This is a genomic window from Rhodococcus pyridinivorans, from assembly GCF_900105195.1.
GTDB lineage: Bacteria > Actinomycetota > Actinomycetes > Mycobacteriales > Mycobacteriaceae > Rhodococcus > Rhodococcus pyridinivorans.
Window position 1 is genome coordinate 2,576,794 of the sequence record NZ_FNRX01000002.1, and the last position, 11,169, is coordinate 2,587,962.

12 protein-coding genes are annotated in these 11,169 nt (G+C 70.1%); 10 read left to right on the forward strand and 2 right to left on the reverse strand.

Features of this window, described 5'->3' with window-relative positions; all coding sequences use genetic code 11:
• Positions 1–37: 37 nt before the first annotated feature.
• Positions 38–1,024: a helix-turn-helix transcriptional regulator gene (locus BLV31_RS12330; RefSeq protein ID WP_033097642.1), complete on the reverse strand. Its 987-nt coding sequence runs from the start codon at positions 1,022–1,024 to the stop codon at positions 38–40.
• Positions 1,025–1,086: 62 nt separating this feature from the next.
• Here BLV31_RS12330 and BLV31_RS12335 point away from each other — a divergent pair, with 62 nt between their 5' ends.
• The 6 genes from BLV31_RS12335 to BLV31_RS12360 all read left to right on the forward strand — a co-directional run bounded on the left by BLV31_RS12335 (position 1,087) and on the right by BLV31_RS12360 (position 6,377).
• The gene (locus tag BLV31_RS12335; RefSeq protein WP_064062082.1) at positions 1,087–3,366 is read left to right on the forward strand and encodes an ATP-binding cassette domain-containing protein; all 2,280 of its coding nucleotides are present in this window, start codon (positions 1,087–1,089) and stop codon (positions 3,364–3,366) included.
• Positions 3,367–3,438: 72 nt separating this feature from the next.
• Positions 3,439–4,173, forward strand: coding sequence for a bifunctional 1-(5-phosphoribosyl)-5-((5-phosphoribosylamino)methylideneamino)imidazole-4-carboxamide isomerase/phosphoribosylanthranilate isomerase PriA (priA, locus tag BLV31_RS12340; protein WP_064062083.1), 735 nt, complete (start codon positions 3,439–3,441; stop codon positions 4,171–4,173).
• A gap of 3 nt (positions 4,174–4,176) precedes the next feature.
• On the forward strand, positions 4,177–5,019 hold the full coding sequence (locus BLV31_RS12345; protein ID WP_064062084.1) for an inositol monophosphatase family protein: 843 nt from the start codon (positions 4,177–4,179) through the stop codon (positions 5,017–5,019).
• A complete protein-coding gene (hisF, locus tag BLV31_RS12350; RefSeq protein WP_006554068.1) occupies positions 5,016–5,789 on the forward strand; it encodes an imidazole glycerol phosphate synthase subunit HisF in 774 nt (257 codons plus the stop codon). Before BLV31_RS12345 ends, hisF begins: the two co-directional genes overlap by 4 nt.
• The gene (hisI, locus tag BLV31_RS12355) at positions 5,786–6,151 is read left to right on the forward strand and encodes a phosphoribosyl-AMP cyclohydrolase (RefSeq protein WP_016935787.1); all 366 of its coding nucleotides are present in this window, start codon (positions 5,786–5,788) and stop codon (positions 6,149–6,151) included. Before hisF ends, hisI begins: the two co-directional genes overlap by 4 nt.
• Positions 6,152–6,197: 46 nt before the next feature.
• On the forward strand, positions 6,198–6,377 hold the full coding sequence (locus BLV31_RS12360) for a tautomerase family protein (RefSeq protein WP_016935788.1): 180 nt from the start codon (positions 6,198–6,200) through the stop codon (positions 6,375–6,377).
• A gap of 122 nt (positions 6,378–6,499) precedes the next feature.
• On the opposite strand, the gene BLV31_RS12365 is transcribed toward BLV31_RS12360, so the two are convergent.
• Positions 6,500–6,985, reverse strand: a complete 486-nt coding sequence (locus BLV31_RS12365; protein ID WP_064062085.1) for a MarR family winged helix-turn-helix transcriptional regulator — start codon at positions 6,983–6,985, stop codon at positions 6,500–6,502.
• A 110-nt stretch (positions 6,986–7,095) separates the two neighbouring features.
• Here BLV31_RS12365 and BLV31_RS12370 point away from each other — a divergent pair, with 110 nt between their 5' ends.
• From BLV31_RS12370 to trpC, 4 genes are all read left to right on the forward strand, one after another.
• Entirely contained in the window at positions 7,096–7,884 is a 789-nt protein-coding gene (locus tag BLV31_RS12370; protein ID WP_024101209.1) for a dioxygenase family protein, read from the forward strand.
• A gap of 44 nt (positions 7,885–7,928) precedes the next feature.
• On the forward strand, positions 7,929–9,512 hold the full coding sequence (locus tag BLV31_RS12375) for an anthranilate synthase component I (RefSeq protein WP_175538126.1): 1,584 nt from the start codon (positions 7,929–7,931) through the stop codon (positions 9,510–9,512).
• Positions 9,509–10,174 carry a TIGR02234 family membrane protein gene (locus BLV31_RS12380; RefSeq protein WP_064062087.1) on the forward strand — a complete coding sequence of 222 codons (666 nt, stop codon included), beginning with the start codon at positions 9,509–9,511 and terminating at the stop codon, positions 10,172–10,174. The genes BLV31_RS12375 and BLV31_RS12380 overlap by 4 nt, the downstream gene beginning before the upstream one ends.
• A gap of 91 nt (positions 10,175–10,265) precedes the next feature.
• A complete protein-coding gene (gene trpC / locus BLV31_RS12385) occupies positions 10,266–11,075 on the forward strand; it encodes an indole-3-glycerol phosphate synthase TrpC (RefSeq protein WP_016696041.1) in 810 nt (269 codons plus the stop codon).
• The last annotated feature ends 94 nt before the right edge of the window (positions 11,076–11,169 follow it).

The window sequence follows — 11,169 nt, forward strand, 5'->3', positions numbered from 1 at the left end:
CTGTGCGGAACTCGAAATCGATCTGCCGCGCCCAGATTCACCTCGCGCCGTCCTCGGAGGGGACGACGGCGTCCTGCGCCGCCGCGCGCAGACGATCGGCGAACACCGCGCAGGCCCGGACGATCTCCGGGTCCGCGCGCATCCGGACGTCGGCGTCGAGGGTGGCGAGCGCGAGGACGAGCCACTGCCACGACTCGACCGCGAGGTGCACCTCGGTCCGGTCGTCCCCCGTCGGCCGGATCTCGGCGTCTTGGTACTTCAGCGCGTCGGCGACGTGCGTGGCCGAGGCCGCCACGTCCAGGTGCACCGGTGTCCGCCCCTGCCGGAGTCCTTGCCGCAGGTATTCCGTGGCGGACCCGGCGGGAAGTCGGCGGGGTGCGAACCGTCGGCCGGTGCGGAGCAGGTCGCGCACACGATCGAGGCGGAAGACCCGCCAGTCCTCGCGATCGACGTCCCATCCGAGGAGGTACCACCGCAGCAGGTGGTGGACCTGCCGGTACGGCTCGACCCTGCGCGAGGTCGGCGAGCCCTGCGCGTCGACGTAGTCGAAGGTGAGCGTGTCACACCGTGCGATCGCCTCCGCCACGGAGCCGAGCAGCTCCGCCGACACGCTGGGCGCCTGCAGCGCACTCGTCTCCACCGCGCTGCGGACGGCCGCGACCCGCGGGCGCAGCCGCGCGGGCAGGAACTGGTCGAGCTTGCCGTAGGCGCGGGTGGCAGCGTCGTCGAGTCCGCCTTCGGCCGGCCCGGTCGCGGCGAGAGCGCCGAGCCCCAGAAGCACCGCGACGGCCTCGTCGTCGTCGAGCACCAGCGGCGGCATCGAACGTCCCGACGCGAGACGGTAGAAACCGCCGGGCCCGGAGCGGGTTTCGACGGGATATCCGTAGCCGCGCAGCCGGTCGACGTCGCGGCGGAGCGTCCGGCGGCTCACCTGCAGCCGCCGGGCCAGCTCGTCCCCGCCGATCGCGCGTCCGGTCTGCAGGATCGACAACAACGCGAGCATCCGCTCGGTGACGTCCGCCATGCCGTCATCCTCCCACCGGTTGCGGTCAGGATCCGGCCGCAACCGGTCGTAGCGTCGAATCCATGACCACCACCGTCACGACCACCGAGGCGGCAGTGCGAGGCCGCGCCATCACGATCCGTCGCGTCCGCACCCACAACCTGGCCGACGTCGATCTGACCGTTCCGCGCAACCGGCTCGTGGTGATCGTCGGGGTGTCCGGCTCCGGGAAGTCGTCGCTCGTCTTCGACACGATCGCCGCGGAGGCCGGCTACCAGCTCAACGAGACGTACCCGCCGTTCACGCGCAATCGGTTGCCGAAGTGGACACGACCCGACGTCGACCACATCGACGGTCTGACGCCGGTGATCGTCGTCGACCAGCGCCGCCTCGGCGGCAACGCCCGCTCGACGGTCGGCACCATCACCGACACCTGGACCTATCTGCGGCTGCTGTATTCCCGTGTGGGCACACCCGTCCTCGGGGAGTCGAACCGCTTCTCGTTCAACGACCCCACCGGGATGTGCCCGACCTGCTCCGGGCTCGGCGAGATCGTCGTCAGTGCCGTCGAGCGGTTCCTCGATCTCGACAGGTCCCTCGCCGAGGGCGCGATCCTGGTGCCCGGCTTCGGCAACGGTGGGTACTGGTACTCCCAGTACGCCGACATCGGTTCCTTCGACGCGGACACACCCCTGCGCGAGTGGAAGCCCGCCGAGCGGGAGGCACTGCTCTACGGCGGCGAGGCCGCAGCGGCGCTGGGCCACAAACCGCCGGACGGATACGAGGGCGTCGTCGAGAGGTTCGAGCGCATCCACCTGCACACCTCCGACAACCTCTCCGAACGCAAACAGGACGTCATCCGACGTTTCACCCGCGCCGAGACGTGCCCGGACTGCGCCGGAGAACGGCTGAACGCGGCCGCGCGGGCGGTCACCCTTCGCGGCCGCACGATCGGGGAGCTGTCCCGCCTCGAGATCATCGAGCTGCTCGAATTCGTGCGCACGATCGACGACTCGCGCGCCGCACCTGTGGTGTCCGCACTGGTGGGCCGTCTCGAGGCGATGGTGACGATCGGCCTCGGCTATCTCGCGCTCGCCCGGGCGACCACCACGCTCTCGGGCGGCGAATCGCAACGGATCAAGTTGGTCCGGCACCTCGGGTCGAGCCTGACGGAGATGACCTATGTCGTCGACGAACCGACGGTCGGTCTGCATCCCGCCGACATGGAGACGATGATCGACCTCCTCGAACGGCTCCGCGACAGCGGCAACACCGTCCTCGTCGTCGAACACGACCCGAGCGTGATGGCCCGGGCCGACCAGGTGATCGAGATCGGTCCCGGTGCGGGCTCGTCCGGTGGTCGCCTCGTCTTCCAGGGCACTTTCGACCGGCTCCGAACGGCCGACACTCCCACCGGCCGATCGCTGCGGCGCGACATCGGCCGCGGTCACCCCGCCCGCGAGGCGACCGGTCGTCTCACGATCGCCGATGCGTGTCGCAACAACCTCCGCGACCTGACGGTGCGGATCCCCACCGGCGTGCTCACCGTATTCACCGGGGTCGCTGGTTCGGGAAAGTCCAGTCTCGCAGCCGAACTCGTCGATCAGTACGACGCCACGGTGATCGACCAGCGGCCGGTGAGCACCAATCGCCGCTCCACCCCGATCACCTACGCCGGCATCGCACCCACCCTGCGGCGGATGTTCGCCGAACACAACGGTGTGCCGGCGAGCCTGTTCAGCGCGAACTCGGCGGGTGCGTGCCCGACCTGCACGGGGGCCGGTGTCGTGTACATCGACCTCGCCTTCATGGACGGACGCGAGGTCGTCTGCGACACCTGCCACGGCCGCCGGTTCACCGCCGAGGTGCTCGGGCACACCGTGAACGGCCTGTCGATCGCCGATGTCGACGACCTCACCGTCGGTCGCGCCATCGAGGAACTGCCGCACGCGGAGATCGCGCACCGACTGAGTGCGCTCGCCGGGGTGGGCCTCGACTACCTCCGCCTCGGACAGTCGCTCGACACGCTCTCCGGTGGCGAGTGTCAACGGGTGAAGATCGCCAAGGAACTCGGACGAGCGAAGACGCCGACCCTCTACGTCCTCGACGAGCCGACCACCGGCCTGCACGCCGAGGACGTCGGCACCCTCCTGTGCGTCTTCGACGACCTCGTCGACCGAGGGCACACCGTCGTCGTCATCGAACACCACCTCGACGTGATCCGGCACGCCGACCACATCGTCGACCTCGGGCCGGGACCTGGACGGCACGGCGGAACCGTGCTGTACGAGGGGTCCGTCGACGAGTACACCGGCCGTCCGACCCCGACCTGCCGGGCCCTCGACGCAGCACGGTCGGCATGACGCGCGGCGCTTTCCCGGCGCCCCGGCCACGCGTTTGGCGATGTCACAGGTACAGGCACTAATGTGTACGCAGTGAGCCTGGTCCTTTTGCCCGCAGTCGACGTCGTCAACGGTGAAGCAGTTCGCCTCGTTCAGGGAGAGGCGGGCAGCGAGACCGGCTACGGTTCGCCCCGCGACGCCGCCCTCGAATGGCAGAACGCCGGCGCCGAATGGGTGCACATGGTCGACCTCGACGCGGCGTTCGGTCGCGGCGACAACCGCGCCCTCCTCGCCGAGGTCATCGGCGAACTCGACGTGAAGGTCGAGCTGTCGGGCGGCATCCGCGACGACGAGACCCTCGCCGCCGCCCTCGCGACCGGCTGCGCCCGCGTCAACCTCGGCACCGCCGCGATCGAGAATCCCGAGTGGTGCTCGCGCGTCATCGGCGAGTTCGGCGACCGCATCGCCGTGGGCCTCGACGTCAAGCTCCTCGACGGCCAGTGGCGACTGCGCGGCCGCGGCTGGGTCTCCGACGGCGGCGACCTGTGGGAGGTGCTCGAGCGCCTCGAACGCGACGGCTGCTCGCGCTACGTCGTCACCGACGTCACCAAGGACGGCACCCTCTCCGGCCCCAACCTCGACCTGCTCCGCGAGGTGTGCGCGGCCACCGACTCTCCGGTCGTCGCCTCCGGCGGCGTCTCGACCGTCGACGACCTGCGTGCCATCGCGACGCTCACCGAGGAGGGCGTCGAAGGCGCCATCATCGGAAAGGCGCTCTACGCAGGCCGATTCACGTTGACCGAGGCGCTCGACGCCGTCTCGCGCTGACCCATGGCCGATCCCGCAGACCTGAACCGGCTGCTCGCCGTCGCGAGCGGTGTACTCGACGAGGTCGCGGAACGGTTCGTCGCCGGGCACGGTGCGCCGCGCTCCGTCGACAAGGGACCGAACGACTTCGCGACCGATCTCGATCTCGAACTCGAGCGGCGGATCTCCGGTGCCCTCGCAGAGCGCACCGGTATCCCCGTGCACGGTGAGGAGTTCGGCGGCCCGTCCGCGGGGGAGGGCACCGTCTGGTTGCTCGACCCGATCGACGGCACCATCAACTACTCCGCCGGGCTGCCGATGGCCGGGATCCTCCTCGCTCTCGTCGAGGACGGCGAACCGATCCTCGGCCTCACGTGGCTGCCGCTGACGAATCAGCGCTTCGCGGGAATCGCCGACGGGCCGCTGCTCGTGAACGGCGAGCCCACCGCACCGCTGCAGCCGGCGCGGCTCGAGGACGTGATGATCGCGGTCGGCAGTTTCGACATCGACAGTCGCGGTCGGGTACCCGGCACCCGGCGTCTCGCCGTCATCACCGAGCTGAGCCGGCGCGTCGCCCGGCTGCGGATGCACGGCTCCACCGGCGCCGACCTCGCGTTCACCGCGGGAGGCGCGATCGGCGGTGCCGTCGTGTTCGGCCACCACCCCTGGGACAACGCCGCTGGTGTCGCACTCGTGCGGGCCGCCGGTGGCATCGCCACCGACTTTGCGGGCCGGCCCTGGCGGATCGGGTCCGGATCGGTGGTCGCTGCAGCGCCCGGAGTACACGGCGAGATACTGAAGATTGTGCAGTCGGCGACGGAACGGTCCGTGGCCGAGCAGTTGGGTTCCGAAGGAGATCGAACATGACGCTGGCCGTGCGGGTCATCCCGTGCCTCGACGTGGACGCGGGGCGGGTGGTCAAGGGTGTCAACTTCGAGAACCTGCGCGATGCGGGTGATCCGGTCGAGCTCGCCGCCCTCTACAACGAACAGGGCGCCGACGAACTGACCTTCCTCGACGTCACCGCGTCGAGCGGTGACCGCGGCACCATGCTCGACGTCGTCACGCGCACCGCCGAGCAGGTGTTCATCCCGCTCACCGTGGGAGGTGGCGTCCGCACCGTCGAGGACGTCGACCGTCTGTTGCGTGCCGGCGCCGACAAGGTTTCGGTGAACACCGCGGCCATTGCCCGGCCCGAGGTGCTGCGCGAGATGTCCGAGCGCTTCGGCTCGCAGTGCATCGTGCTGTCGGTCGACGCGCGCACCGTGCCCGCCGGTCAGGAACCGACGCCGAGCGGCTGGGAGGTCACCACGCACGGCGGCCGCCGCGGTACGGGGATCGACGCGGTCGAGTGGGCCCGGCGCGGCGAGGAACTCGGCGTCGGCGAGATCCTGCTCAACTCGATGGACGCCGACGGCACGAAGAACGGATTCGACCTGAAGATGATCGAGGCCGTGCGCGGGGCCGTGCACGTGCCCGTCATCGCCTCCGGGGGCGCCGGAGCCGTCGAGCATTTCGCGCCCGCCGTGCAGGCCGGTGCCGACGCGGTGCTCGCCGCGAGCGTCTTCCACTTCCGGGAGCTGACGATCGGCGAGGTCAAGGACGCGATGCGTGCGGAAGGGATCACGGTTCGATGAGCAGCGACATCCTGAATCCGGCGATCGCCGCCCGGCTGAAGCGCAACGACGACGGTCTGTTCGCCGCCGTCGTGCAGGAGCGGGCCACCGGCGCCGTGCTGATGATGGCGTGGATGGACGACGAGGCGCTCGCCCGCACCCTGGCGACCCGTAAGGCCACCTACTACTCGCGGTCGCGGCAGCAGTACTGGGTCAAGGGCGAGACGTCCGGGCACACCCAGTACGTGCACGAGGTGCGCCTCGACTGCGACGGCGACACGGTGTTGCTGGTCGTCGACCAGGTCGGTGCCGCCTGCCACACCGGCACGCACACCTGCTTCGACACCGACGTCCTGCTCGAAACGCCGCAGATCGCCGAATAGCCGGGACCGATCGGCGGGTCGTGCGGCGGGCTGCGACAATGCCCGCATGCCTCTCATCCAGATCAGCCAGACGCCGGGCCTGTCCGACGAGCAGAAGGCCGAGGTGATCTCCGCAGTGACCCGCGCGTACGCCGAGGCCTCGGGCAAGAATCCGTCGTCGGTGTGGGTGACGATCACCGAGGTGCCCCGCGAGAACTGGGGTGTGGGTGGAACTCCCCTCGGCTGAACACCCTCGGTTACGAGGTCACCGACGCGAGCGGTGCCGTCCGGGACGAGCGCAGCCACGACCCGAACATGTCGTTCCGGGACGTACCGAGGAGCCGCCCCACCACGTGACGGTGGGACGGCTCAGGCCTTGCCGATACCGCCGGCGATCCCCTCGTCGATCTGCTCGACTAGAACGGAACCGAGACGCGCGAGCTCGCGGACCTGGTTGTCGTCGAGGCCGTCGAACACGAGCCTGCGCACCGCCTTCACGTGGCTCGGTGCCGCTTCGACTACTGTGTCGTAGCCGGCATCGGTGAGCACTGCGTACGAACCGCGACTGCCCGGAACGGGTTCGCGTCGAATCCAGCCGCGCTTCTCGAGGCGCGTGACGACGTGCGAGAGCCGCGACAGCGACGCGTTGGCCTCGGCGGCGAGGGCGTTGAGACGCAGTCGACGCTCGGGGTTCTCGGAGAGCAGTGCGAGGACGAAGTACTCGAAGTGCGTCATGTCGGAGTCGCGTTGCATCTGGGTGTCGAGCGCGGCCGGCAGTCGCGTGACGACGGAGACGAGCGCCCGCCAGGCGTTCTGCTGCGCCGGATCGAGCCACTGCGGGTCCTCGTTGCTCATGCCTGCTCCTCGCTCGTTCGGTTTCGCTGTCGCACCCGGTCGGGGAATGGGAATGGCCGCGCGACGGGTTCTCCTCTATGATACTTGAAGCTTCAACTTGAGGGGATGTCATGACCATCGATTCCGCGACCACGCCCGCCCTGTTCCTCAGTCACGGCGCCCCGCCGCTCGTCGACAGCGAACTGTGGGTCTCGCAGCTGCAGCGTTGGGCGGCCGACCTGCCGCGACCCACAGCGATCCTCGTGGTCTCGGCGCACTGGGAATCCGCTCCGCTGACCATCGGGTCGACGATCACCGGCACCCCGCTCGTGTACGACTTCGGCGGCTTCCCGCGCCGCTTCTACGAGGTGACCTACACCAGCCCCGGCGCGCCCGAACTGGCCCGGCAGGTCGCGGCACTGATGCCCGACGACGAACCGGTGGTGCAGCAGCCGAACCGAGGACTCGACCACGGTGCCTACGTACCGCTGACCGTCATGTACCCGGACGCCGACATCCCGGTGCTGCAGATCTCCCTGCCCACCCTCGACCCGGAACGGCTGTTGCACCTCGGCGCCCGGCTGCGTCCGCTGCGTGAGCAGGGCGTACTCATCATCGGGTCCGGGTTCACCACGCACGGTCTGCCCTTCCTGCGCGACCCGCGGCCCGAGGCCGCCGCGCCGGGCTGGTCGTCGGAGTTCGACCACTGGACCGCCGAGCAACTCGCGCGCGGCGACGTCGACGCTCTGCTGGACTTCCGGCACCGCGCACCGGGCATGCCCTACGCGCATCCGTCGGTCGAGCACTTCGCTCCGCTGTTCGTCACCCTCGGTGCCTCCGACGCCCCCGGCCGCGGCATCGACCAGGTCGTCGACGGCTTCTGGATGGGCCTGGCCAAGCGCTCGTTCCAGGTCGCCTGACGGCGGCTGCAGAGCCGGACGAGGTCCCTGGGATGATGGGGCGCATGTCCGGCGAGCCCACCACCATTCCCGCAGCCACCACCGACTCCTCGGGTGGCGGCCGTTCCGATTCGACGACCACCCGCGAGCAGTTCCGCCAGCTGGCCGCCGAGCACCGCGTGGTCCCGGTGACCCGCAAGGTGCTCGCGGACGCGGAGACCCCGCTGTCGGCCTACCGCAAGCTCGCGGCCGACCGCCCCGGAACCTTCCTGCTCGAGTCGGCGGAGAACGGCCGGTCGTGGTCGCGGTGGTCGTTCATCGGCGCCGGGAGCCCGGCCGCACTGACCGTCGTCGATGGCGACGCTGCCTGGTACGGCAACGTCCCGGCCGGCGCGCCCACGGGTGGCAACCCCGTAGACGTCCTCGGCGAGACCCTCCAGTTGCTCCACACCGACCGCATCCACGGACTGCCGCCCCTGACCAGCGGCATGGTCGGTTATCTCGGCTACGACGTCGTCCGCCATCTCGAGAAGCTGCCGACGCTCGCCGAGGACGATCTGCAGATCCCCGAAATGGTGATGCTGCTGGCCACCGACCTCGCGGCCGTCGACCACCACGAGGGCATGATCTGGCTCATCGCCAACGCCGTGAACTGGGACGGCTCCGACGAGCGCGTCGACGAAGCCTACGACGACGCCGTCGCCCGCCTCGACCGGATGACCGCGGCCCTCGCCGCGCCCGCACCGGCCACCGTCGCGACCTACTCGCGGCCCGAACCCGACTACCGCCGCCAGCGCACCACCGAGTCGTTCTGCACGGACGTCCGCAAACTGATCGGCGACATCGAGGCCGGTGAGGCCTTCCAGGTGGTGCTCTCGCAGCGCTTCGAGATCGACTGCGACGCAGAGCCGATCGACGTCTACCGGATGCTCCGCGCGTCCAACCCCAGCCCGTACATGTTTCTGCTCCACATCCCCGGCCCGGACGGTGAGACGGCCTTCTCGATCGTCGGATCGAGCCCGGAGGCGCTCGTGACGGTTTCGGACGGGATGGCCACCACCCATCCCATCGCAGGGACCCGGTGGCGCGGCGCGAACGAGGAGGAGGACATCCTGCTCGAGAAGGACCTCGTCCACGACGAGAAGGAGAACGCCGAGCACCTCATGCTCGTCGATCTCGGCCGCAACGACCTCGGCCGGGTGTGCACGCCGGGCACCGTCGAGGTGCACGACTACCGCCACATCGAGCGGTACAGCCACGTGATGCACCTCGTCTCCACGGTCACCGGGCGACTCGCGGAGGGCAAACACGCCCTCGACGCCGTCACGGCGTGTTTCCCCGCCGGGACCCTGTCGGGGGCGCCGAAGGTGCGCGCGATGGAACTGATCGAGGAACTCGAACCCACCCGCCGCGGCATCTACGGCGGCATCGTCGGCTATCTCGATTTCGCAGGCGACGCCGACACCGCCATCGCCATCCGCTCCGCGCTCGTCAAGGACGGCGTCGCCTACGTGCAGGCGGGTGCCGGCATCGTCGCCGACTCCGACCCGGAGGCCGAGGACACCGAGGCCCGCAACAAGGCCATGTCCGCCCTCGCCGCCGTGGCCGCCGCGTCCACCCTCACCACCTACGGCGGTGACGCACGGTGACCGCGGAGACGCCGGACGCCGGCCCCACCACCGGACGCCGGCGCCGGCCGACCGTCATCGCCGCCCTGCTGCTCGGGGTCGGTGCGGCCCTGTTCTGGGCGTCGAGCCGAATGGCATGGGTCACCGCGGTCTCGTCCGACGGACTCGGGATCGACCGCGTCGACGACCTCGAGGGTGGCCGCTGGGCGGCGGCACTGACCCCGCTCGCTCTCGTGCTGCTCGCGGCGGTCGCCGCCGTCTTCGCGGTGCGCGGACTCGCGCTGCGTCTCGTCTCGCTCGTGGTCGCGGCCGTCGCCGTCGCCGCCGCGATCCCCGCCGTCCGGTTGCTCACCGGCGACGCAGACCCCGAGACCGCGGCCGGTGTCGCTGCGCTGCCCGACCGCGCGACCGTGACCGCCGTCGAGACCTATCCGTTGCCCGCCGTCCTTGCGATCGTCGGCGCCGTCGCGGCCCTCGCCGCGGCGGTGACGCTGTGGCGCACCCCGCGCGAGGCGGCCGGACTGTCGTCGAAGTACGACGCCCCGGCAGCACGTCGCGAGGCGGCCGCCCGGCGCGCCGAGAACGATGAACCCCTGTCCGAACGCGGTCTGTGGGACGCACTGGACGCAGGTGAGGATCCCACCGACGACGGTGGCGAGGGTGATACGGGCACCCGCCGGTGACCGCTGTAAACCACTTCACTACTCTTCTAGACAGATCCGATGAGCTTGATCACATCGGGATTGAGCAGGGTGGGAAAGGACTCGAGCCACGATGACAGTTCTCGATTCGATTCTCGAAGGAGTGCGAGCAGACGTCGCCGCCCGTGAGGCGGCCCTCGATCTCGCGTCCGTCAAGGCTGCCGCCGCAGCCGCGCCCCCACCGATCGACGCCAAGGCCGCGCTGCGCGAACCGGGCATCGCGGTCATCGCCGAAGTGAAGCGTGCCAGCCCCTCGAAGGGTGCTCTCGCCGACATCGCCGATCCCGCCGAACTCGCAGCAGCGTACGAGTCCGGAGGCGCTCGCGCCATCAGCGTTCTCACCGAGGAACGCCGATTCCACGGCAGTCTCGCCGACCTCGACGCCGTCCGTCGCGCTGTCCGTATTCCCGTACTGCGCAAGGATTTCGTGGTCGGTCCCTACCAGATCCACGAGGCGCGGGCACACGGCGCCGACATCGTGCTCCTCATCGTCGCGGCCCTCGAGCAGACCGTCCTGACGGCGCTGATCGACCGCGTCGAGTCGCTCGGCATGACCGCGCTGGTCGAGGCGCACACCGAGGAGGAGGCCGACCGTGCCCTCGAGGCGGGCGCCACCGTCATCGGGATCAACGCCCGCAACCTCAAGACCCTCGAGGTCGACAAGACGACCTTCTCGCGCATCGCGCCGGGCCTGCCCAGCAACGTGCTCAAGATCGCCGAGTCGGGTGTTCGCGGCCCGGCCGATCTGCTCGCGTACGCGGGCGCGGGTGCCGACGCGGTGCTCGTCGGAGAGGGACTGGTGACCAGTGGGGATCCGCGCCAGGCAGTCGCCGAACTGGTGACGGTAGGCACGCATCCGTCGTGCCCCAAGCCCGCACGCTGACCGTCCCGGCAGGTCCGGACCCCCACGTGATCCGCGTCGCGTGGTGGGGCAGACTGGACGCGTGACTGCAGACGATTCCGCACTTTCCGCCAAG